At 74.2% G+C, this 24110-nt stretch carries 12 protein-coding genes; 9 read left to right on the plus strand and 3 right to left on the minus strand.

All coding sequences use genetic code 11. The features are described 5' to 3' along the window. Nucleotides 1-190 precede the first annotated feature (190 nt). From ACWD0Y_RS28140 to ACWD0Y_RS28180, 9 genes are all read left to right on the plus strand, one after another. Nucleotides 191-15361, plus strand: coding sequence for an SDR family NAD(P)-dependent oxidoreductase (locus ACWD0Y_RS28140; RefSeq protein WP_450263124.1), 15171 nt, complete (start codon nt 191-193; stop codon nt 15359-15361). Continuing rightward, complete coding sequence (locus ACWD0Y_RS28145; protein ID WP_450263125.1) at nt 15358-16257, plus strand: LnmK family bifunctional acyltransferase/decarboxylase; 900 nt, start codon at nt 15358-15360, stop codon at nt 16255-16257. Before ACWD0Y_RS28140 ends, ACWD0Y_RS28145 begins: the two co-directional genes overlap by 4 nt. Beyond that, nucleotides 16254-16514 (plus strand): acyl carrier protein, encoded by a 261-nt coding sequence (locus ACWD0Y_RS28150; protein ID WP_093802471.1) that lies wholly within the window; start codon nt 16254-16256, stop codon nt 16512-16514. The genes ACWD0Y_RS28145 and ACWD0Y_RS28150 overlap by 4 nt, the downstream gene beginning before the upstream one ends. A gap of 1 nt (nt 16515) precedes the next feature. Next, on the plus strand, nt 16516-17736 hold the full coding sequence (locus tag ACWD0Y_RS28155) for a hydroxymethylglutaryl-CoA synthase family protein (protein ID WP_450263126.1): 1221 nt from the start codon (nt 16516-16518) through the stop codon (nt 17734-17736). Between the two features lie 23 nt (nt 17737-17759). Continuing rightward, nucleotides 17760-17999 (plus strand): phosphopantetheine-binding protein, encoded by a 240-nt coding sequence (locus ACWD0Y_RS28160; protein WP_450263127.1) that lies wholly within the window; start codon nt 17760-17762, stop codon nt 17997-17999. Then, entirely contained in the window at nt 17996-19255 is a 1260-nt protein-coding gene (locus ACWD0Y_RS28165; RefSeq protein WP_450263128.1) for a beta-ketoacyl synthase N-terminal-like domain-containing protein, read from the plus strand. Before ACWD0Y_RS28160 ends, ACWD0Y_RS28165 begins: the two co-directional genes overlap by 4 nt. Nucleotides 19256-19268: 13 nt before the next feature. Then, entirely contained in the window at nt 19269-20069 is an 801-nt protein-coding gene (locus ACWD0Y_RS28170; RefSeq protein ID WP_450263129.1) for a thioesterase II family protein, read from the plus strand. Nucleotides 20070-20110: 41 nt separating this feature from the next. Continuing rightward, nucleotides 20111-20749, plus strand: a complete 639-nt coding sequence (locus ACWD0Y_RS28175) for a YbhB/YbcL family Raf kinase inhibitor-like protein (RefSeq protein ID WP_450263130.1) — start codon at nt 20111-20113, stop codon at nt 20747-20749. An 80-nt stretch (nt 20750-20829) separates the two neighbouring features. Beyond that, complete coding sequence (locus ACWD0Y_RS28180) at nt 20830-21213, plus strand: DUF3224 domain-containing protein (RefSeq protein ID WP_450263131.1); 384 nt, start codon at nt 20830-20832, stop codon at nt 21211-21213. 73 nt (nt 21214-21286) lie between these two features. On the opposite strand, the gene ACWD0Y_RS28185 is transcribed toward ACWD0Y_RS28180, so the two are convergent. The 3 genes from ACWD0Y_RS28185 to ACWD0Y_RS28195 are packed head-to-tail and all read right to left on the minus strand — an operon-like array spanning nt 21287 to nt 24014. Continuing rightward, nucleotides 21287-21961 carry a 4'-phosphopantetheinyl transferase family protein gene (locus ACWD0Y_RS28185; protein WP_450263132.1) on the minus strand — a complete coding sequence of 225 codons (675 nt, stop codon included), beginning with the start codon at nt 21959-21961 and terminating at the stop codon, nt 21287-21289. A gap of 31 nt (nt 21962-21992) precedes the next feature. Then, a complete protein-coding gene (locus tag ACWD0Y_RS28190) occupies nt 21993-22778 on the minus strand; it encodes an enoyl-CoA hydratase-related protein (protein ID WP_450263133.1) in 786 nt (261 codons plus the stop codon). A gap of 3 nt (nt 22779-22781) precedes the next feature. Further along, a complete protein-coding gene (locus tag ACWD0Y_RS28195) occupies nt 22782-24014 on the minus strand; it encodes a hydroxymethylglutaryl-CoA synthase family protein (RefSeq protein ID WP_450263134.1) in 1233 nt (410 codons plus the stop codon). Between the last annotated feature and the right edge of the window lie 96 nt (nt 24015-24110).

Below are 24110 nucleotides of genomic sequence, written 5' to 3' on the forward strand. Positions count from 1 at the left end.
CGGCCCCCAGCCGTCCGCATCTGCTCACCATGGGCATGGCCGAGTACACCACGAACGGGATCATCGGCCGGCCGTCGTTGGCCACTGCAGCCAAGCGGACCCGCTGCCCGCGGCCGCACCGGCGGACACCGCGCCCCTGACCGGTACCGCCCCGTCACCGGGGTCTGCGGACGGTACCGCCGACATCGCGGTGATCGGGATGGCCGGCCGGTTTCCCGACGCGCCTGACCTGGAGGCGTTCTGGGAGAACCTGGCCCAGGGCCGTGACAGCGTCCGGGAGGTGCCGGCCGAGCGGTGGGACCCGGCGAGGTTCTACGACCCCGACCGGCGTGCCCCAGGCCGTACGTACAGCAAGTGGGCCGCGCTGCTGGACGATGCCGACCGGTTCGACCCGCAGTTCTTCCGGATGTCGCCGCTCGAGGCCGCCGCCATGGACCCGCAGCAGCGGATCTTCCTGCAGACCGCGTGGCAGACCCTGGAGGACGCGGGCCACGCCAAGGCCCTGCCGGGCGGCCGGCGCTGGGGCGTGTTCGTCGGGTGCGCCACCGGGGAGTACCTGGACCTGCTGCGCGGCAGCGAGCAGGACGAGACGGCCCACGCTTTCCTGGGCAACTCCGCGTCGGTGCTGGCCGCCCGGATCGCGTACCACCTCGATCTGACCGGACCGACCATGGCGATCGACACCGCGTGCTCCTCGTCGCTGGTCGCCGTGCACCTGGCCTGCGAGAGCATCCGGTCCGGCGAGTGCGACGCGGCGCTGGCGGGAGGCGTGGCCCTGATGCTGACGCCGCGCATGCACATCCTGACCAGCAGGACCGGAATGCTCTCTCCCACCGGGCGCAGTGCCCCGTTCGACGCGTCCGCCGACGGGATCGTGCTCGGTGAGGGGGTGGGCGCCGTACTGCTCAAGCGCCTCGACCGGGCGCTCGCGGACGGGGACCGCATCCACGGGGTGATCCGGGCGAGCGGCGTCAACGGCGACGGGCGCACCAACGGCATCACCGCGCCCAGTGCCGTGTCCCAGTCGGCCCTGATCGAACGGGTGCGGCAGCGGGCCGGCCTCCGCCCCGAGGACGTGACCTACGTCGAGGCCCACGGCACGGGCACCCCGCTCGGCGACCCGATCGAGGTCAAGGCGCTCGAAATCGTGCTGGGCACCGGTCCGTCACCGGCGGTCCCCTGCGGACTGGGGTCGGTGAAGGGCAACATCGGGCACACCACGATGGCGGCGGGCATCGCCGGACTGCTCAAGACGCTGCTCGCCCTGCGGCACCGGCAGCTCCCGCCGTCGGTCAACTACGCGACCGCCAACCCGGAGATCGACTTCTCCCGCACCCGGCTGCGGCCCGTCACCGAGCTGATGCCCTGGCACCCGGGCCCCTCGGGTGAACTCGTCGGCGCGGTCAGCAGTTTCGGGTTCAGCGGCACCAACGCCCATGTGCTGGTCTCGGAACCCCCGGTCCGAGACGACGACACCCCGCCGGAGGCCGCCACCATGATGATCCCGCTCTCGGCACGCAGCCGGCCCGCTCTCGTGCGGACCATGACCGCGCTGGCGGACCGCCTGGAGTCCGAGCGGCCCGCGCTGGCGGACGTCGCGGTCACCCTCGGCGCGGGGCGTGCCCACCACGAGATCCGGGTCGCGCTGTTCGCCGCCACCACCGGCGAACTGGTCGAGCAGCTGCGGGCCGAGACCGCCGGCCGGGCGCGTGCGGCCGGCGGCGGCGCCGAGGCGCGGACGGCCGAACGCTATCTGGCGGGCGAGGACATCGACTGGCCGCAGCTGTACGGCGCCCTCGGCGGACGGCACATCTCCCTGCCCGGCTACCAGTTCGACACCGCCTCGTACGGCCCGGCGCCCGCCGCGTCCGCCGGGCCCGCGGCGGGGGCGCCGTCCGGGCCGGAGGCGCCTTCCGCGGGGGCCGCGCCGGCCGGCGCGGCCCGGCCGGTGCCCGACTGGACGGCCGAGGACCATGTGGTCGGCGGTACGCCGCTGCTGCCCGGAGTGGCCCTCTTCGAACTGGTCACCCACGCCGCCGGTACGGCCGGCCCGGTGCGCATCGGGAACGTGCAGTGGCTGCGGCCCTTCGAATTGACCGTCTCGCGCACCCCGTTCGTCCGGTTCGAAGGGGACCGTTTCACCCTCGCCGGCGGGCCGGACGGCCCGGTCCACGCGCGGGGCCGTATCACCGCCGTGGCGCCGTACGCGGACGAGCGCATCGATCCGCGAGCGATCTCCGCGAGGTGTCCGGACCTCCTCCCCGGCTCCGCCCTGTACGCCGGGTTCGCGGCGGCGGGCATCGCGTACGGCCCCTCGTTCCGGGCGGTCGCAGAGGTACGGCGCGGCGCGGACGAGGCACTGGCGGAACTCCGGGTGCCGCCGGGCCGGGCCGTCGAACTGACCGGGCGGCCCCTGCACCCCGTACCGCTGGACGCCGCGCTCCAGGCCGTCGCCGCGCTGGCCGCGCCTGCCGGTGGCGAGGGCACACAGGTACCGTTCGCCCTGCGCGAGCTGGAGGTGCTCGGCCCGGTCCCGGCCGTCGGCTGGGCCCATGCCGTACGTGAGGGAGACCGGTTCACCGTCCGCCTCGCGGACCGCGACGGCCGCGTAGCCGTCCGCTTCGGAGGGCTCGCCCTGCGCTCCCTCCGGCCCGGCGGACCGGCCCCCGGGCCGGCTGCCGCCGCCCCGGACCCGGCGGCCACCGGCACGGTGGAGAGCCTGGTGCATCTCCCCGAGTGGCGGGACGCCCCGCCGGTCGCCGGCGCGCCGGCGGACAGGCCGTCACGGGTACGGGTCGTCCATGGGCCCGGCACCGCGGACCTGGCCGCCGCGCTGGTGGCGGCGCACCGCGCCGCCGGCGACGAAGCCGTCTCCTCACCGGAGCCGGCCGGCGACGGCGCCTGCGACATCGTCTACTTCCTCGCCTGCGAGCCGTTCCGCGGCCGCGCCCCGCAGGATGACCGGGCCCCCCGGGACCTGCTGAGAACGCTCAAGTCCCTGATCGCCACGGCCGCCGGGCGGCCCCTCACGCTCAAGGCCGTGGTCGCCGGGGCGGTCGACACCGGCGAAGGCGCGGTCCGCCCGCACGCCGCCGGCCTGCTCGGCATGGCCCGTTCGGCGGCCGCCGAGCACCCGGCCTGGACGGTCGGCTGCGTCGACGTGGGCACCGGCCGGTGGCGGCCCGACGACCTCGCGGAGCGGCTGCGGCGCGAACCGGCCGCGGAACGGCTGGTCGCCCTGCGCGGGGACCGCCGGCTCGTCCGTACGGTGCGCCCGGCGGCACCTGCCGCTCCCGTCCGGCCTCCGGGCGGCGGCCGGGAAAGCCCGTACCCGTACCGGCGGGGCGGTCACTACCTGATCCTCGGCGGCACCGGTGGCATCGGGCGGGAACTCGCACGGCACCTGGCCCGGACGGCCGGCGCCCGGATCACCGTCGTGGGGCGGCGGGCCGCCGACGCGCGGGTCGCGGAGGTGCTCACCGACGTCGAGCGGCTCGGCGGCAAGGCCCTGTACCTGAGGGCCGACGCCACCGAACCGGCCGCGCTGCGGGCGGCGGTACGGGACGCGCGCCGCGCCTTCGGGGCCGTGCACGGGGCGTTCCACGCCGCGATGGTGCTGGGCGACCGCACGCTCGCCAGGATGGACGAGGACGCGCTGGACGAGGTCCTCGCCCCCAAGGTGCCGGGGGCGGTGGCGTTCGGCGAGACGCTCCGCACCGAACGGCCGGACTTCCTGGCGTTCTTCTCCTCCGCGGTGTCCTTCACCGACTCGGCAGGCCAGGCCAACTACGCCGCCGCGAGCACGTTCGAGGACGCCTACGCGGCCGAACTGCGCCGCCGCTGCCGGTTCCCGGTCACGGTCGTCAACTGGGGCTACTGGGGAAGCGTCGGCGTCGTGGCCGACGAGCGCTACGCCGAGCGGCTCGCCGGCTTCGGCGTCGGCTCCATCGCTCCACGGGAAGGCATGGCCGCGCTCGACGCCCTGCTGCGCGACGGGGTGCCGCAGGCACTGGTCGTCCGGGCCCAGGCCGACGGACTGGCGCGGCTCGGGGTCGAGTCCGGGGCCGGCGGTCCCGCGCCCGCCGCGCCCGGGTCACGGGACTCGTCCGCCGTACGGGGGGCCGCCGGTGGGCACACCGCCTCGGACCCCGCCGTACCGGCGGACCCGGCAGCCCGGTCCCGGGAGGGCTTCGCCGCCCTGCACCGACTCGCGCCGGCGCTGCTCGACGAGCGCCTGCGCCGCGAACTCGGCCCGCTGGACGGGCCCGTGGAACACCTGGCGGCCAGGCTCGGTGTGGACGCGGGCCGGCGGCGTCTCTTCGAGGCGCTGCTGGGGCTGCTGGAGTCCGCCGGCCGCGTCCGGCGCACCGGTGAACTGGTCGAATCCGTCTCCGGGCCGCCCTCGGACGTCCACGACCCGGCGGACCGGCACCCCGACCTCGCACCTCATCTGCGGCTGCTTCGCCGCTGCGTCGACGCGGTGCCCGACGTGCTGGCCGGCCGCGTACGCGCCACCGAGGTGCTGTTCCCCGGCGGTTCGGCGGACCTGGTCGAGCAGGTCTACCGGGGCCAGGCATCCGCGGACTTCTACCACCGCCTGCTCGCGGAGGAGACCGCGGCGGCCGTCGCCAGGGTCCACCACGCCACCGGGCGGACCGTGAGGATCCTGGAGATCGGCGCCGGCACCGGCGCCAGCAGCGCGTTCGTACTGCCGGCCTGCGCCGGCACCGGCCTGCCGGTCGACTACCGGTACACCGACATCTCCACGGCCTTCCTGCGCCGCGGGCAGGACGCGTACGCCGCCGCCCACCCGTTCGTGCGCTTCCAGACGCTGGACATCGAACGGGACCCGGCCGGCCAGGGGTTCGCACCCCGCACCTTCGACCTGGTGCTCGCGACCAATGTGCTGCACGCCACCGCCCGGATGGACCGGACCCTGGCCCATGTGCGCGACCTGCTCGCACCGGGCGGTGTCCTGCTGGTCAACGAGGTGACCCGGGCGGCGCACTTCCTCACGCTCACCTTCGGGCTCACCCCCGGCTGGTGGCGCTACGAGGACGCCGAGCGCCGTCTTCCGCACGCGCCGCTGCTCGGGCCCGCCGCATGGCGCCGGCTGCTCGCCGAGGCCGGTTTCGGCACGGTGCGGGTGCGCGGCTTCGACGGTACGCCCGCCGACGACCTCGAACAGTGCCTGTTCGTCGCGGGCGAGGCGGGCCCGGTCGCGGGGGAGCCCGCGGGGGAGGAGCTCCCCGCGAAGCGGCTCCCGGCGGCGGAGTTCCGCGCTGAGGACTCCCCGGCGGCGCATCCCCCGGCGGCGCACGACGGCCGGGCCGCCGGTCCCGGCGCCGTGCGTGGCTATGTGCGCCGCGTCTTCGCGGAGGTGCTCCGGTTCGCGGAGGCGGACCTCGAGGACACGGTGACGTTCGAGAACTACGGTGTCGACTCCCTGGTGAGTCTGGACATCACCACCCGCTTCGAGCAGGACCTGGGCCCCCTGCCGTCGACCCTGCTCTTCGAGCACCTGACCATCGCCGATCTGGCGGACCACCTCGCGGGCACGCACCCCGAGCACTTCACCGCGGCCCTCCGGCACCCCGGCGGGGAGCAGGCGGGCGGTACCGGACCCCGTCCGTCCGCCCCGCCCGATCCGCTGCACCCCGTCCCCGAGCCGCTGCACTCCGCGCCCGATCCGCTGCACTCCGCGCCCGGGCAGTGGTCCCCCACGCCCGAGCCACCGCCCCTCGCGCCGGAGCCGCCGCGCCGGCCGTCCGTGGTGGTGGCCGGTTCCGCCGGGCCCGCTCGGCCGGACTCACCGCACCACGACGAGGACATCGCCGTCATCGGAGTCACCGGCCGCTACCCGGGCGCCGAGGATCTGGACGCCTTCTGGGACATGCTGGCGGAAGGCCGCACCGGAATCACCGAGATCCCCGCCGACCGCTGGGACTGGCGGGCGTACTTCGACACGGAGAAGGGCAAGCCGCAGCGGGCGTACAGCCGCTGGGGCGGATTCCTGGACGGAATCGACCGCTTCGACCCGGCTTTCTTCGGGATCCTGCCCCGGGACGCCGCCGACATCGACCCGCAGGAACGCCTCTTCCTCGAAACCGCCTGGAACCTCCTGGACCGCGCGGGCCAGCTCGGCGAGACCACCAGGGAGCGCAGCACCGGTGTCTTCGTCGGCACCATGTACGGCTCCTACGGACAGCTCGCCGCCACCGGATGGGCCGGGGGAAAGCTCGCCGGCGCCCACTCCGCGTACTGGTCGATCGCCAACCGGGTCTCGTACACGCTGGACCTCAACGGCCCCAGCTTCGCCGTGGACTCGGCCTGCTCGTCCTCGCTGCTCGCCGTCCACCTGGCCTGTGAGAGCATCCGGCGCGGCGAGTGCCGCACCGCGATCGCCGGCGGCGTCAACCTCATCCTGCACCCCGCCCACCACGTGTCGCTCTGCTCGATGAACATGCTGTCCGCCGACGGGCACTGCAAGGTCTTCGACGCCCGCGCCGACGGCTTCGTGCCGGGCGAGGGGGTCGGTGCCGTCCTGCTCAAGCCGCTGCGCCGGGCCGTCGAGGACGGGGACGACATCTGGGGTGTCATCAAGTCGGGCCTGAGCAACGCCGGGGGCAAGACCGGCGGATACACCGTGCCCAACCCGGGCGCGCAGGCCGCGCTGATCGCCGAAGCGGTACGCCGGGCCGGGGTCGACCCGGCCACCATCGGCTACGTCGAGGCGCACGGCACCGGGACCGAACTGGGCGATCCGATCGAACTGGCCGGCCTGGGCCGCGCTCTCGGCACGGCCGCCGGCGACAACGGCGTGCGGTGCGCCGTCGGCTCGGTGAAGGCGAACGTCGGCCACCTGGAGGGCGCCGCGGGCATCGCCGGGCTGACCAAGGTCCTGCTCCAGCTCCGGCACGGCCGGATCGCTCCCGTCGCGGGCCTGGGCACCGTCAATCCGAAGATCGCGCTCGACCCGGCCCGGTTCACCCTGCCGACCGAGCTGTCACCCTGGCCGAGCGCCGGCTCCGCCCCGAAGCGGGCCGGTGTCAGTTCCTTCGGCGCGGGCGGCGCCAATGTCCACCTGGTCGTGGAGGAGTTCCGGGGCGCCCGGCCCCCGGCCCCCGTCCGGCCGGGTGAGCAGCTGTTCGTCCTGAGCGCCCGCACCAGGGACCAACTGGTGCGGTACGCGGGTCTCGTGGCCGAATTCCTCGACGGGCCGGGAGCCGGCGCGACGCTCGACGCCGTCTGCTTCACCAGCCAGGTCGGCCGCCGGGAGTTCCCCGAACGGCTCGCGGTACGGGCCGACGACTGCGCCGGACTCGCCGCGAAACTGGCCTCGGTGGCGTCCGGCTCGATACCGGCCGGTGCGCTGGTCGGCACCGCGGGGCCCGGCGGGCCGACGGGCGGCGCCGACGACGGCGAGGACGTGGCCGCACTCTGGATACGGGGCGCGGCGGTCGACTGGGAGGCCCGCAGGCCGGGCCCCCGGCCCCGCCGGGTCGCCCTGCCGGCGTACCCGTTCGAGCGCTCCCGTCACTGGCTGAACGTCGACGCGACGCCGGAACCCCCGGCTCTGCCCCCCGCCGCTGCTCCCGCCGGGGCACCCGGCGCGGCGCAGTCCCCGGCTCCGGCACCCGGCGCGGCGGCGTCCCCCGGACCGGTGCCCGCCGCGGAGCCGACCCGTACCGTCTACCGCAGGCCCGTGTGGGAGGACGTTCCCGCGGCCGTGCCCGGCGCGGCGCCCAGGTCGCTCCTGGTGATGACCGACGAGGACGGACTCGCCGCCGCGTTCCGGCGCGCCCTGGACGGCACCGGCACCCGCTGCACCGTGATCCGGCCGGGAGACACCCCTTCCGTCCTGCCCGACGCGGTCGTCCACACCGGCGGCCTCCACACCTTCGTACAGCTCTGCGCCGATCTGCTGCGTGAGCGGCCCCGCGCCGTGCTCCGCGCCCTCCACACGCACGCCACGGCCGATCCGGAGCAGATCGCCGTCGCCGGAGCGCTGCGCAGCATCGCTCTGGAGCACAGTGGATTCAGCGGCTCGCGCGTGGAGTTCGCCCCGGGCACCGACGCGCCGGCCCGCGCGGCGCTGCTGCTCGCCGAACTCGCCGGCACCGAGCAGGAGGTCAGTTACCAAGGCGCCGTACGGAAAGCCAAGCGACTGGCCGAATTCACCCCGCCGGAGGCGGACGGGCCACTGGGGCGGCCCGGCGGCACCTACCTGATCACCGGCGGGGCGGGCGCCCTCGCGCTGCACGTCGCCGAGGAGCTCGCCGCACAGGGACCGGTCCGGCTCGTCCTGGCCGGCCGCTCGGACCCGGGCCCCCGGGCGGCCGCACGCATCGCCGCGCTGAACCGCGCGGGCACCACCGCGGAGTTCCACCGGGCGGACGTGACCCGGAAGGAGGACGTGCGGCGACTGGTGGACGCCGCGGGCGCCCTGACCGGCGTCGTGCACACCGCGGGCGTGACCCGGGACGCGCGCGTCGTGCACAAGACGCCCGAGGAGATCACCGAGGTCCTGGCGCCCAAGGTGACCGGCACCCGGCTGCTCGACGAGATGACCGCCGGACAGGAACTCGACTTCTTCGTCCTCTTCTCCTCGGTCGTCGGGCAGACGGGCAACCCGGGGCAGGCCGACTACGCCGCTGCCAACGCCTTCCTGGACGCCTTCGCCGCCGAACGCGAGGACCGCCGCCGGCGCGGGGAACGCCAGGGCCGCACGGTGTCCGTCGGCTGGCCGCTGTGGGCGGACGGCGGCATGACCGTCGAGGACGGCACCCGGGAGCTGTTCGCCCGCCAGTGGCGGATGGCGCCGCTGCCGGCCCGCACCGGCCTGCGGGCGCTGCGGCGCGGCCTCGCCGGCCAGGACCCCTCCTTCCTCGTCGTGGAGACCCTGACGTCGGCCCCGGCACCGGCGGCCGTCACCGGACCGCCGGGGCCGGACGGTGCGAGGGCCCTGCTGCGCCGGCTCGCCTCCGGCTTCCTCCTGGTGGACGAGAGCGAGGTCGATCTCGACGACGACCTCATGGACGCCGGATTCGACTCGATCTCCCTGACGGAACTCATCAACGCGGTCAACGAGGAGTACGGGCTGGACCTGCTGCCCACGGTGCTCTTCGAATGCGCGAGCCTGGAGGCGTTCGCCGGCTTCCTGACGGAGCACCACGGCACTGCGGCGCCGGAAGTGGCGCCGGAGGCGGTGCCGGAAGCGGCGCCGGAGGTGGTGCCGGAGGTGGTGCCGGAACGCTCCCCTCGGCCAGAGGAGGCGGAAGGGGAACCGCAGCCGGCGTCCGGGCCGGAACTCGCGGCGCGGCCGAGCGCCCCGGCCGGGGACGTCGCGGTCGTCGGTGTCGCCGGGACACTGCCCGGATCGACCGGTCTCACGGACTTCTGGCGGCGGGTGGCCGCGGGGGAGGACCTCGTCGGCCCGGTGCCCGCCGACCGTGCCGACCTGCGCTCGCACCCCGGCACCGCCGGGCTGCGGGGCGGATTCCTCGACGACGTCGCGACTTTCGACGCCGAGCTGTTCAGGATCTCCCCGGCCGAGGCGGCGCTCATGGACCCGCAGCAGCGGCTGTTCCTGCAGACCGTCTGGCGGGCCGTGGAGGACAGCGGCCACCGGCCCGACTCGCTCGCCGGCAGCGACACCGGGCTCTTCGTCGGGGTCTCGACCACCGACTACGCCGATCTGCTCCGCGCCCACGGCGCCCCGGTCCAGGCGCACACCGCCAGCGGAATCGCGCACTCCATCCTCGCCAACCGGGTCTCCCACGTCCTCGACCTGCGGGGCCCGAGCGAAGCCGTCGACACCGCCTGTTCCAGCTCCCTGGTCGCCCTGCACCGGGCCGTACGGGCCATCGCCGCGGGCGACTGCTCCCTCGCCGTCGCCGGGGGTGTCAACGTCCTGCTCAGCCCCGGTCTCTTCACCGCGTTCCAGCAGTCGGGCATGCTCAGCCCGGACGGCGCCTGCAAGACGTTCGACCGGGACGCCGACGGATACGTCCGCGGTGAAGGCGTGGGCGCGGTCGTGCTCAAGCCGCTCGCGGCCGCCGAGGCCGACGGCGACCACATCTACGCGGTCGTCCGGGGCAGTGCCGTCAACCACGGAGGCCGGTCCGCGTCGCTCACCGCCCCCAACCCGGAGGCCCAGGCCCAGGTACTGATCCGCGCCTACCGCGAGGCCGGCGTCGACCCACGGCAGGTGAGCGCCGTGGAGGCCCACGGCACCGGCACCCGCCTCGGCGACCCGGTGGAGGCCGAAGGCCTCAAGAAGGCCTTCGCCGCCCTGTACGAGGAAGCGGGCCTGCCCCCGGCCACGGTCCCGCACATCGCCCTCGGCTCCGTCAAGACGAACATCGGGCACCTGGAGGCGGCGGCCGGTGTCGCCGGTCTGCTGAAGACGGTCCTCGCCATGCGGCACGAACTGCTGCCGCCCAGCATCCACTTCACGCACCCCAACCCGTACCTGCGCCTGGACGGCACACCGTTCTACGTCAACGACCGGGCCAGGCCCTGGACCGGCGACCGGATCGCCGGAGTCAGCTCCTTCGGCTTCGGCGGCACCAACGCGCATGTGGTGCTCGGTTCCCACCACCGGGCGGCCGCCGCCACAGGGGCGGGGGAGCCCCAGCTGCTCGTGCTGTCCGCCCGCTCACCGCAGGCGCTGCGCGCGTACGCGGCGGACGTGGCCGACGTACTGGAACAGACACCGGAATCAGAACTGCCCCGTGTCGCCTACACCCTCCAGGTGGGCAGGATCCCGTACCCGCACCGGGCGGCGCTGGTCGCCCGCTCGCTGCCGGAGGCGGTTCGCCGGCTGCGCGCGCTGGCCGACGGTGGACCCGGTGGCCAGGCCGGCCGTGCCGCGCCCGGGGCAGCCCCGGCCCCGGGCACCGCGGACCTGTCGTTGACGGAGCTGGCCGAGCGGTGGGCCGGGGGCGCGGAGGTTGACTGGGCCGCCCGCTGGCTCGGCCGGGAGCCGGGCCGCACCCCGCTGCCGGGCGCGCCGTTCGGCGGTCGCAGGCACTGGTTCGACGAGCGCGCCGTCCGGCATGCCGACGACCCGTCCAGGAAGGAAGCAGTCGTGGCCGAGCAGACCCGCCACCCCCGAGAGAGCGACACCCCGGCGCCTCGCCGCCGGACCCGGAAGATCATGCTCGCACCGGTCGGCCCGGCCCCGTCGCCGCCCCCGGCCCCCGCATCCGCGCGGGCGGCCACGGTGTCCGTACCGGCACAGGCGCCCGCGTCCGCCCCTGCGGGCGCTGCCGCCGTGCCCCTGCCGGCGCAGGCACCCGCACCGGCACCCGTCGCGCCCGTCACAGCGCCCGCGCCCGGCCCGGAGGCCGTTCCGCGGGCCCAGGAGGAAGCCGCCCCGGCGGTGCCCGGCTCCGTCGACGCCACCGCCGTCGCGCGGGACATCACGGCGCAGATCGCCGACATCCTCGGAATGGAGCCGGAGGCGGTCGGCCCGGAGCAGCCCTTCGGCGACCTCGGACTGGACTCCATCTTCCGCATGGACCTGGCCCGGCGGCTGGCCGCCGTCTACGCGGTCGAGCTGCAGGCCGCCGAACTCTACGAGCACGACACCGCCACCCTCCTCGCGGCCTACGTCGCGAGCGTGGCCTCCGCCTCCGCTCCGGCCCCGGCTCCCGCCCCGGCACCCGCCTCCGCCGACGCGCCCGCCCCCGCTTCCGCCGCCGAGGCGATTGCGGGCGGTGCCGAGGTGACGGCCGGCGCCGAGGAGTCGCTGGGCCGGCTCGTCGAAGCGGTCACCGGGCGGCCGTTCGACCCGCGCAGGAGCTTCGCCGACAACGGCGTCACCTCGTTCGACATGCTGCGTACCGTCAGTGCGCTGGAGCGCCGGTTCGGCTCGCTCCGCAAGACCCTGTTCTTCGACCACCCGACCGTTGCGGCTCTCGCCGCCCACCTGGAGAAGGCATACGGCGCCGGCCGCGCGGCGGGCCTCCTGGCCGAGGTCCTGTCGCTCGGCGCCCCGGTGTCCGGAACGGGCCCCGTCGTGCTGCCCGCCTCACCCGCCGACCCCTCGCCCCCGGCGACCGCGCACGACGCCGCAGGCCCCCTCATCGTGCGCAAGCGCGAACTGGCGGACCTCCCCGACGTGGCCCGGCTGCTGGCCGGGATAGACCGGGAGCACGCCAAGGAGGGCGGCCTCGCCGGACGGGACATCGCCCCGCTGGCGTTCGTCGGAGCGGACCGCCGCGCCTACTTCAACTTCTCCCGGCGCGACGACCACCTGTTCGCCTGGAGCTATGCGGGCGCCGAGGCGGACTTCGCCCCCCTCGCCGCGGAGTGGCTGGCCTATGCGGAGAAGCACGGCCTGCGGCCCAACTTCCTCTCCCTGCTGCCTTTGACGGAGGCGGGCGGCACGCCCCTGACCGCCACCCCGTTCGGCGCGGTCCAGCGGCTGGAGGACCTTGCCGGATTCAGCCTCTCCGGCGGCCGGATGAGCAGGCTGCGCAACCTCGTGGCCCGGTTCGAACGCTCCGGACGCGTCACCACCGACGAGTACAGGGTGGGCTCCGACCCGGCGACCGACCGCGAGATCATCGACATGATCGTGCGCTGGGGCGAGCAGAAGCAGATGGTCAACCCCTATGTGGCGGTGGTGCGTGAGGAGTTGGCGAACGGCCGGCTGGACGCGCGGCACCGGATGTTCCTCACCCGCGTGAACGGCGAGCTCGCGAGTGCGGTGATCGTCACCAGGATCCCGTCGGAACCCGGCCATCTCCTGGACCTCGAGTTCTACCCCGCCGACGCGCCGCGCGGCGGGCTCGAGTACGCGATCGTCGAGATCCTCCGGCGGCTGCGCGCGGAGGGCGCGCAGCTGTTCAGCTTCGGCGCCAGCTTCGGCGTCAAGCTGACCGACTCACCGAACGCGTCACCGGAGGTGGCGCAGGGGCTCCGGGAGCTGAGCTCGATCGGCGTGTTCGGCGAGGGCAACTTCCGTTTCAAGAACAAGTTCCGGCCCGTCAACGTGCCGATCTACCTCTGCCAGCGGGCGGACGCGCCGCCTTCGCCGGTCTCCGAGGTGATCCTGATGATCGCCGACCCGGACATCGACGCCGGCGTCCCCGGCCTGCTCGACCCCCGGTCCGCGGCGCCGGCGGTCACGGTGACGGAGGAGCCCGCCGCTCCACCCGCGCCCCGCCCCACCGCGCCCGCGCCCGTGGCGGCTTCGCACCCCGCCCCCACTCCGGCCCCCGTGCCCGCTGTCCCCGCGCCGCGCACCCCGGCGGACGGACCGGAGCGGGCCGCCCGGCTGGCCGGGGCCGGGTACAACCCGCTGGCGCTCCCTCGGCGCGACGTCGGCTTCGACCTGGTGACCGACTCGTGGGCGGAACTGGACGACCCGCTGGTCGCCGCCCGCGCCCGCACCCTCCAGGAGCGGATCGAACGTGAGCAGGAGCCCGCGGACTTCGAGCCGCCGGGCTGGCTGCCCTTCGCCCACGCGCTGCCCACGGCCTCCGGCCGCTCGGCGGAGGCGCTGTTGTGCCGTGCCTGGCCGGGGCCGCGCGGCACGGTCGTCCACAACGGGCTCTTCCCGAGCTGGTCGATGAGCCTGGCCGACGCGGGGTTCACGGCCCGGCAGGTCGCCGCCTCGCCCGGCGCCCTCTTCGCGGGCGACCTCGACATGACGGCCCTCGGCGCGGTTCTCGCGGAGGCGGGCCCCGAGGTGTCCTTCGTAGCCGTCGAGCTGTCCGGCAACGCGGCGGGGGGCCACCCGGTGTCCGTGGCCGGCCTCCGTGCGGTACGGGCGGCGGCCGACGCCCACGGGGTACCACTGGTCCTCGACGCGACCCGGGTACTGGAGAACGCCGCCCACGTCGTGGCGCACGAGGACGCGTGGCGCGGTGCCGACCTGTGGAAGGTCGCCGACGCGCTGCTGGCGTCGGCCTCCGCGGCGACCCTCAGCCTCTCCAAGGACTTCGGCGTCGCCTCGGGCGGCCTGGTGGCGACCGGGCTGCCCGCGCTCGCCGACAGCCTGCGCGAGCACGTCGGGACGCGAGGTCACGAAGTGGGCCTGGCCACCCGCAGGCTGCTGGCCCGCGCACTGTCCGAACAGGACGAGGCCGCGGCCATGGTCGAGGAGCGGATGGAGGCGGTCCGTACGCTGTGGACGGGGCTGCGCCGGGCCGGTTGGCCCGTCGTCGAACCGGCGGGCGGCCACTGCGTCCTGCTGGACGTGGACCGGGCGCCCCGGTTCGCGGGTCTGGAGCGGCCCGTCGAGTCCGCCCTCGCATGGATCTACCGGGGCACCGGAGTGCGCGCCGCGCCGCACCTCGCCGGCCGGGGGCGGATCCGGCTGGCCGTCCCGCTCGGCTTCGGCGTGCGGCGTGCCGCGCAGGCCGCGGACCGCCTGGCGGCACTGTGGCGCGACGACGCGCCCGTACCGGACCTGCTGCCGGTCGGCGGCCCGCGGCAGGCGGGCGTCCCGGCGCGGTTCCATCCGGCGGAGACCCTGCCCGAGGACATCGGCGGGGCCATGCGCGAGGGCCACCGGGCACCGGACGACAACGCCGCGGTCCTCGCGGAGTGCGCGCCCGCGGTGGAGCGCCGGCTGATCGACCTGCCCGGGGGGCAGGTGGAGGTGTTCAGCGCCGGTTCAGGACCGGTGCTGCTGATGATGACGCCGTTCAACGTCGGCGCCGGGGTCTTCGCCCGGCAGTACGCGCAACTGGCCGGCCGCTACCGGATGATCACGGTGCACCATCCGGGCGTCGGTGCCACCACCGTGCGTGGCGACCTCACGCTCGACGGGATCGGTGCCCTCTGCCGCACGGTCCTCGACCGCCTCGGCGTCACCGGCAGGGTCCATGTCCTCGGTTCGTCGTTCGGCGGCCTCGTGGCGCAGAGCTTCGCGCTGCGGCACCCGGAGAGCACCGCCTCGCTGACGCTGGTCGGCAGCTCGTACAAGGTCGGCAACCGCAACGGCGAGGTGAACCGCCTGTCCGTCGTGGCGGCGGAGGACTTCGACCGTATGGAGGAACACCGCACCATCGCGCCGGGCAGCCGCGCGGGCCTGGAACGGCTGCTGCTGCGCTGCGAGAGCATGGACCCGCAGACCGGACTGAGCTATCTGGACGTTTTCGCCGCGCAGCCCACGCTGTTCGCCCGGCTGCCGGAGATCACCGTGCCGACCCTGGTGCTGTGGGGCCGGCACGACACGGTCATCCCGCTGAAGGCGGCCCACCTGCTGCACGGCGCGATCCCGGACTCCCGGTTCGCCGAGCTGACCGGTGCCGGACACTTCCCCTGCCTGACCCACCCCGAGGACGTGCACCGGCTGCTGCTGCCCTTCCTCGCGGACAACGAGGCCGGAGGAACGGCATGAGCACCCTGCGGCGCACCGAACGGATCCGGCCGGGCATGTGCGGGCACAACTCGCTCCTGGCGGGCCAGATCGGGGACTGGACGTGGGACGCGGTCTCGAGGACGTGCGGCACCGACGTGCTGCGCGCCAAGGACGCCTCCGGGAACCCCACCTACCTGTCCTTCTACTACTACCGGGTACGCGGCAGCCGGCGGTTCCACCTGCGCACCCCCGCCTTCGGCGACGACCTGCACATCACCACCCGCCTCTTCGGATTCGGCAGCGAGTCGGTGCTCACCCTGCACCGGATCGGCCGTTCCGCGGCGCAGGCCGCCCGACCGCTCGACCCCGAGGACTTCTACGCCTTCGGCGACCCGGACTGCCTGTACGTGGAGAACTTCAACCGCTGGGTCGTCCGGGGCCCCGGCGCGGGCAACGGCGGCCTGGTCCGCTCCTCGCCGCCCGACTTCGACCACCGGCACCTGCCGGAGCTGCCCGAGAAGTACTCACCGCGGCACGCCTGCGGCCGGGCCCGCCGCACGCTGACCTTCCTCGAACACGGCGACCGGAGACCGGCGGCGGAGCTCGCCGTCGAGTACGAGGTCGACCCGTCGAGGGACCTCAACGGCGCCGGACTGCTCTACTTCGCCGCCTACTTCTCGATCATCGACCGGGCACTGCTGTGCCTGTGGCGTTCTCTGGGCCGCGACGACCGGTCCTTCCTGGACCGTGTGGTCGTCGACCAGCAACTGTGCTACCTCGGCAACGCCGACGCCGGGCAGCCGCTCACCGCCGCCGTGCGGCTCTGGGAGAGGCCCGGGGGCGGCGAAGCCGTCGACGTGGTGCTGCGCGACCGGGACACCGGCCGCGTCCTCGCCGTGTGTTCGCTCCAACTGGAAGGAGAGCAGGACCGATGACCACACCGACCGGTGCCCGGGAACGGATGGCGGAGGTGGTGCGGGAGGTCGTCGGACAGATCCTGCCGGACGTCGCCCCGCACGACATCACCGGAGACCGGCACCTGAAGGACCTCGGCGCGGACTCGGTCGACCGTGTCGAGATCATCCTCGGCATCATGGACCGGCTCGGCCTGGAGGAAAGCATGTCCAGCTTCGGTGAACTGCCGGACATCGACGCCCTGATCGACTTCCTCGCCGCCGCCGGAGGACGCTGACATGGGCTACGGCATCGAAGGGCTCAACGTCTACACCGGCCTGGCACAGATCCCGGTGCCCGAACTCTTCGCGGGCCGGGGGCTCGAGCACGAGCGCCTGGCCAACCTCGCCATGACCCACCGGTCGATCGGCCTGCCCTTCGAGGACCCGGTGACGAACGCGGTCAACGCCGCCAAGCCGCTCGTCGACGCGCTCGACCCGGCCGACCGGGAAGCCGTCGAGGTGCTGATCACCTCCACCGAGTCGGGGCTGGACCTCAGCAAGTCGGTCGCCTCCTACGTCCACGAGTACCTCGGTCTGAGCCGCAACTGCCGTGTCTTCGAGGCCAAACAGGCCTGCTACGCGGCGACCGGCGCGCTCCAGCTGGCCACCGGCTACCTCGCCTCCGGTGCCTCACCGGGTGCCAAGGCCCTCGTCGTCGCCACCGACGTGGCGCTCGTCGACGCCCGGGCCGGCTACGCCGAGCCGGCCACCGGCCACGGCGCGGCGGCCGTCCTGCTGTCCGACCGGCCCACCGTGCTGGAGCTGGACCTCGGTGCCTTCGGGCTCTACAGCTACGAGACCCTCGACTCCGCCCGCCCCACCCCGGAGTTCGACATCGCGGACGTCGACCGTTCGCTCTTCGCCTACCTGGACTGCCTGACCAACAGCTTCGCCGACTACCGCACACGGGTCGAAGGGGCCGACTTCCGGGGCACGTTCGACCGGCTGGCGATGCACACCCCCTTCAGCGGCCTGGTCAAGGCGGCGCACCGCAAGCTGATGCGCGAGGCCGGCGCGTCGCCGGCGCAGGCGGAGGAGGACTTCGAGCGCCGGGTGCGCCCGTCCCTGGCCTACCCGGCCCAGGTGGGCAACCTCTGCTCGGGCTCGGTCTATCTGGCACTGGCGTCGCTGCTGGCCACGGACCCGGTCGACGCGGCCCTGCGCGTCGGCCTCTACTCCTACGGGTCGGGCTGCTCCGCCGAGTTCTTCAGCGGCGTCGCCGGCCCGGCCTCCGCCGCGGCCGTACGCGCCATGGACATCGGCGGACACCTCGCGGGGCGCCGCCGGCTGGCCTTCGACGAGTACACCGCGCTGCTCCCGGAGAACCTGCGGACCCTGGTCCCCGTGGAGAACCGGACGGTCGACGTCGACCGCTACGCGCGGTACCTGCCGGGCGACCGGACGCTCCTCGTCCACACCCGCACCAAGGACTACCACCGGATGTACGAGTGGCGGTGAACCGCCGGAAACGGAGCAACACCATGAGTGACGCGGTCCTGACGGCGATCCGCAGCAGTGTGCTGGTGGTCCTCCCCGAGATCGAGCCGGAGCGGGTGACGGAGGAGGTGTCGCTGACCGACCTGGGCGCCAACAGCATCGACCGGGTCGACGTCGTCACCATGACCATGGACACGCTGGGGATCAGCCTGTCCGTCACGGAGTTCACCGATGTCCACGACATCGGATCACTGGCCCGGCTGCTGCGCAGGCACACACCGTGAGCGGCCCCTGGATCACCGGCGCCGGGGTGCTGTGCGCCACCGCCGCCGGTGTGGAGGACTTCGCCCGGGCCCTGCGCGCGGGCACCTCCGGCATCGGCCGGCGCAGCGTGGACGGCGACCACCCGGAACTGAGACCGCTGCTCTCCGCCGACCTCTCCGGTTTCGACCTGCGCGGCGCGACCGCGGACCGCGAGGAGCCGCTGCGCCGCGAGGCGTCGCGCGTCGCGGGCCGCTCGCCCCGGTCGGTGCAGGCGTCGGTGGCCGTCGCCCTGGAGGGCTGGGAGCGGGCCGGGCTGCACCGCGCGGGCGTGCCCGGCGAGCGGATCGGGATCGTCGTCGCCGGCCACAACCTCGGCGGCCGGTTCGCCGAGGAGGTGAGGCCCCGATACCTCAGCAGCCCGGTGCACCTGCCCGCCCGCTACCCCCTGCACTTCATGGACACCGACCACGTGGGCACGGTGAGCCAGCTGCTCGGCCTGACGGGGGAGGGGTACACCGTCGGTGGGGCCTCCGCCAGCGGCAACGTGGCACTGATCAACGCGGCCCGGCTGGTGGAGAGCGGCGCCGTCGACGTCTGCCTGGTGCTCGGCGCGCTCACGGACCTGTCCGACATGGAACGGCAGGCGTTCTACAACCTCGGCGCGATGGCCGGCGGGCAGGCGACCGAGCCCGAGCAGGCCAGCCGGCCCTTCGACGCCGCCCATGGAGGTTTCGTACCCGGTCAGGGAGCAGCCTGCCTGGTACTGGAGTCCGCCGCCTCCGCGAAGCGGCGCGGCGCCGCCCCCTGGGCCGGGCTCGAGGGCTACGCCATGCGGCTGTCCGGCAACGGCCTCGCCGACCCGAGCGCCGCCGACGAGGCGGACGTGATGTCCCGGGCGCTGCGGCACGCCGGGCTCGTCCCCGGCCGGATCGACTACGTCAACGCCCACGGCACAGGCTCCCCGCTCGGTGACGAGACGGAACTCACCGCCCTGCGGGCCCTCTTCGGCCGCGGCGGGCCGTGGGTCAACTCCACCAAGGGCCTGATCGGGCACTGCCTGTGCGCGGCCGGCGTCGTCGAGGCGGTGGCGACCGTGCTGCAGATGCGCGACGGCTTCGTCCACGCCAACGCCAACCTCGTGACGCCGATCGGCACCGGTGGCCGGCTCGTCGGAACCCGTTCGCGACCCGCCGCCATCGGCCACGCGATGTCCAACGGGTTCGGCTTCGGCGGCTTCAACACCAGTGTGGTCCTCGGCCGCCCGGACACCTTCTAGGAGACGGAGCACCATGAATCCATCGGTCGCCTCACGCTGGCTCGCGGGCGACGCGGGAACGGCGACGGAAACCGCCGCCGTCCGCCTCTTCTGCTTCGCCCACGCCGGCGGCGGCGGAGCCGCCTACCGGCCCTGGCGGCAGTCGATGGCGCCGGACGTCGACGTACGGCCGGTCGTGCTTCCCGGCCGGGAGGCCCGGATACGGGAGCTGCCCTACCGGCGGGTCGAACAGCTGCTGGACCCGCTGTGCGAGGCACTGGAGCCGTACCTGGACCGCCCGTACGCCCTCTTCGGGCACAGTCTGGGTTCGGTCCTGGCCTACGAGGTGGCGCGGCGGTTCTCGGCCGGCCCGCACGGCGGCCCCGCGCTGCTGGTGGTGTCCGGGCGGCGGGCGCCCCGGCTGCCCAGCTCGCGCCGGACGTTCGCGACGATGCCCGACCCGGAGTTCCTCTCCGCGCTGAGTGTCCTCGGCGGCACTCCGCCCGAAGTGCTGGGTGAGCGGCGGCTGCTGGAGGTGCTGCTGCCGGCCCTGCGGGCCGACTTCGAGCTCAACGAGTCCTACCGGACGCTGCCCGGCCCTCGGCTGACCTGCCCCGTCGCCGCCTACATGGGCTCCGACGACCCCGAGGTCGACCGGACCGAACTGCTCGCCTGGGGCGGGGAGACCACGGGCGAGTTCTCGATGCGGGTGTTCCGCGGCGGCCACTTCTACGTCAAGGACGAGGCCGGCGACGTACTCGGTGCGGTCCGTCAGGACCTGACGCGGGCCCTGCGCTGCTCAATGTTGGGCGGCAGCGCTCCGGCCGCCGTGTGAGCCTGCTGCCTGCAACGAACGAAGCCGAGGAAGGATCCCACGTGCGTTTCAAGAAGCTCACCGTCGCGGTGGTGGCCGCGACCACGGCTCTGGCGGCCACCTTCACCATGACCGGCCCGTCCGCGGAGGCCCACGGCAACCAGAGGCCGGTGACCGTGGCCCAGCGCGCGGCACTTCCCAGGGACCTGCCGAGGATGACGGTCGAACTCCCGGACATCCCGCCGGGCGAGACCTTCGGCGACGAGGAGATGCTCGGCTGGTTCGAGTGCTCCGGCAAGAACAAGTCTCCCGCCATCAAGTGGCGCGGCGCCCCGGAGGGCACCAAGAGCTTCCTGATCTCGCTCTTCGACGTCGACTCCAAGACCTCCAGCGGTTTCTGGCACTGGTCCGCCTGGAACATCCCGGCGACCACCGGCTCGCTGCCCCAGGGCGCCGGCACGCCCGGCGACCCGGGCCTGCCCGCGCCGTCCGTGCTGGGCCGCACCGACTTCGGCACCACGGGCTACGGCGGCGCCTGCCCGCCTGCCGGAGACCGCCCGCACCGGTACGTCTTCACCGTGGTCGCCCTCGACGTCGCGGACATCAAGGTGCCCCAGGACCTGCCGATGGCCGCCGTCAACGTGGTGATGCAGGAACACGCGCTGGCCGCCGGCTACCGCACGGTCGTCTTCGGCCGCTGACCCGCCGGTCCGCGGGCGAACGTCTCTTTGGCGGCGGAGCACCGCTCCGCCGCCACCCCGGCCACGAAAGGACGCAACGCATGACCACGGTCGCCAAGGGCACACTGGACGTCACGGACTGGGCGGAGGAGGTGACCGCCGAGGCGGAGGGCCAGTGCAAGCAGGCGAACGCACACTGCCGGGCCGCCTTCACCGGCGACCTCGAAGGCAGCGGGCGCGCCGACTGGCTCCTCGTCTACACCGGTGGGGGACAGACCCGGTTCGTCGGCACCCACCGTTTCGAGGGCAAGCTCGCCGGCCGCGCCGGCTCCTTCGTGCTGCAGACCCACGGCACGTACGAGGAGTCGGGAGTGGAGGTCTTCTGGGAGGTCGTCGCCGGTTCGGGCTCCGCCGGGCTGACGGGCCTCTCCGGCAAAGGCGGCTACAAGAACGCCGACTACACGCTGGAGTACTCCTTCGCCTGACACACCGCTCCCGACGGGGGAGAGCCGGGGCGACGTGTCCGACACGCCGCCCCGGCTCTCCTGTGCCCGCGTGTCACCCCGGGCCGGCCCGGCACACGGCGGACGTCAGCAGCAACCCGTCCACCAGCAGGAACCGGCCCTGGATGGGCGGTACCCGGCGTCCCTCCGGGGCCGCCACCAGCATCCGTACGCGGAAGGTGCCGCGCTCCGGCTCCAGGCACACCTCCGCGTGCTCGAACGAGATGGGCATCCCGGCCAGCGGGTACCACGCCTTGTAGAGAGCCTCCTTGGCGCTGAACAGGAGCCGGTCCCAGCACACACCGGGCGTGCCGGCCGCCAGCTCCCGGATCCGGCGGGCCTCGGACGGCAGGGCGACCACGGCCAGCACGCCGGGGCTCAGGTGCTGGTTGGGCTCGGCGTCGATGCCGAGCGAGGCCACGGTGGCGAGGGGCGCCACGGCGCACGACCGGTAGCCGCGGCAGTGGGTGATGCTGCCCGTGACACCACGGGGCCACCGGGGCGCCCCGTGGGCGTCCGGCAGCAGCGGCCCCGGTGTCACCCCGAGGCGGCGCAGGGCACGCCGGGCGCAGATCCGGGCGGTGGTGAACTCCCTGCGGCGCGGACCCACGGCGTTGCGGATGTGCCACTCCTCTTCCGGGAAGAGGCCGTCCTCCGCGGGCCCCCCGCCGGCGAAGTCACCGGAGATCTCGCTCCACCGCGCTTCCGGGGGAAGGATGAACCCGATCACACCGCACCCGCCGGCGGGCGCGCGGCGGGGGTCACCGGACGGTCTCCCACGGCATCCGCCGTTCCGTGGCGAACCCCGCGATGCGCTCGCGCACCGCGGGGGAGGACATCAGCCGGGTGAACTCGCCGACCGCGGTCTGCTCCATCCGGTCCGCCGGAAGCCACATCCGCTCGAAGTAGCGTTTGCCGTCGCCGATCACACCCGGGTCGATCTTGGTGAGCCGGGACGCGAGGCGCCGCAGCAACGGCTCCGCTTCGTCGGTGAGTTCGTCGACCAGATGCAGCTGGGCGGCTCGCGCGGCCGGGACCGGCAGGGTGCTCAACGTCATGGCGTACGCGGGCTGGAAGCCGACCCGCCGGATCAGGAACGGTGTCACACAGCACGGCAGCAGCCCCCACAGCGCCTCGGGCAGGGCGAAGCTGCTGCGCTCACTCGCGTACACGAAGTCACTGGCGGCGACCAGGCCGACACCGCCCCCGGTGACCCGCCCGTCGACGACGCAGACCACGATGCGGGGCACGGTGGTGAACCTCTTCAGCAGACCGTAGAACGCCCGGCCGCCCTCGCTCGCCAGCGTTCCGTCACCGCCCGAGGCGTTGTCGCGGGCGGCGTCGGCGAAGTCCATGCCCGAGCAGAACACCGGCCCGGCGCCCTCGAGGACGACCATCCGCAGGGACGGGTCGCTCTCCGCGAGGTCCAGAACGGCGTGCAGGTCCCGCATGAGGTCCCCGTTGATGCCGTTGGCCTGTTCGGGGCGGTCGATCACGACCCGCAGTGCGTGCGGCTGCCGGCTGACCCGGAGTGTGCGGTGGTCCATGCGTCAGCTCCAGCGGTAGCGGCGGTGGAAGTCGACGACCTTGTCGAGCACCAGCAGGCCCCGGCCGGCGAACTGGCTCTCGTACAGGTCGGCGTAGGGGGTGACGTCGTAGGCGTGGTCACGGACGCCGGCCATCCGGTGCAGGGCGAGGTCGCTGACGGTCTCGTACTCGGCGACGGTCAGCGGCCTGCGGTCGGCGATCGCGTCGGCGGTCCGCCGGGCCGCGACCCGCTGCCGGCCGGCCGGGGTGACGACACCGCTGTAGAACTCCGAGGCGCAGCCCGAGCCGTAGGAGAACATGCCGAGCCGTTTCGGCGCCGTCACTTCCACGTGGTCGATGAGTGACACCAGCGCCAGGTACAGCGCCGCGGAGTAGACGTTGCCCACCTGGGCGGCGTAGCGCAGGCACGGTTCCACCCGGACGGCGAAGTCCGCGTCGATCACGGCCGGCGGGGCGGGGCTGTCGGACCGCAGCAGCCGGCGGTGGGCGCCCTTGACCATGCCCGCGAACGGTGTGTGGAGGACCAGGTGGTCGAAGGTCGTCATCACATCGGCCGAGGGCACCCGTTCGCGGTAGGCGCGGAAGCTGTGCACCAGGCACTCCATGTACGCCATCAGCGACAGGTCGGAGTCGCCCGCCTCCAGATCGGGCCGGGGGCGCAGGGTGTCCATCACCTCGAAGCTGTGGAACCCGTTGGCGCCCGGGTCGAGGGCGAGGACCTGGGCGTCGTCGCCGATCAGCATCGCCACGGAACCGGCACCCTGCGACGGCTCCCAGTAGGTGTCCCTGGCGGCGACGCTGGACGCGTCGGCGGCGATCACCAGCGCCTTGGCCCCCGGGACGGGGCTGGCGCCGATGACGGCCGCGGCCGTCTGGAGGGCGGCCGTCCCGCCGTAGCAGGCGTGTTTGACCTCGAAGGACCGGCAGCGCCTGCCGAGTCCCAGAAGGTCCTGCACATAGGTGCTGATCGGCTTCCCGAAGTCGAGGCCGGACTCGGTGCCGACGACGACCAGTTCGATCCGGTCGCGCTCCTGCGGCGTGAGCGCCTCGACGAGCGGCCGGGCGGCGTTGACCGCGTTGGTGACCGGGTCCTCGCACGGCAGGTTGACCGACTTGCGTTCCATCATCAGGTTGTCCATGCGGCGGTCGTCCAGGCCGCGGGCCGCGAAGAGCTCCCGTACTCCGAGCGAGACGCGCCCCACATAGGCGTTGACGGCCTCGATACCCACGGTCATCCGGCTCGGCCCGCCCTTCTCACGCGCGGCGCACGGGCCGGGTACGGGGTACTGCCGGGCGGCCGGACGCTGCCCGGCCGGGGTGGGCGAAGGTGT

This window comes from Streptomyces altiplanensis (assembly GCF_053591575.1).

Bases quoted from the DNA above. Each gene is read 5' to 3' on its own strand.
- ACWD0Y_RS28145 (WP_450263125.1), top strand. From the start codon at position 15,358: ATGAGCACCCTGCGGCGCACCGAACGGATCCGGCCGGGCATGTGCGGG.
- ACWD0Y_RS28150 (WP_093802471.1), top strand. From the start codon at position 16,254: ATGACCACACCGACCGGTGCCCGGGAACGGATGGCGGAGGTGGTGCGG.
- ACWD0Y_RS28155 (WP_450263126.1), top strand. From the start codon at position 16,516: ATGGGCTACGGCATCGAAGGGCTCAACGTCTACACCGGCCTGGCACAG.
- ACWD0Y_RS28160 (WP_450263127.1), top strand. From the start codon at position 17,760: ATGAGTGACGCGGTCCTGACGGCGATCCGCAGCAGTGTGCTGGTGGTC.
- ACWD0Y_RS28170 (WP_450263129.1), top strand. From the start codon at position 19,269: ATGAATCCATCGGTCGCCTCACGCTGGCTCGCGGGCGACGCGGGAACG.
- ACWD0Y_RS28180 (WP_450263131.1), top strand. From the start codon at position 20,830: ATGACCACGGTCGCCAAGGGCACACTGGACGTCACGGACTGGGCGGAG.
- ACWD0Y_RS28190 (WP_450263133.1), bottom strand. From the start codon at position 22,778: ATGGACCACCGCACACTCCGGGTCAGCCGGCAGCCGCACGCACTGCGG.
- ACWD0Y_RS28195 (WP_450263134.1), bottom strand. From the start codon at position 24,014: ATGACCGTGGGTATCGAGGCCGTCAACGCCTATGTGGGGCGCGTCTCG.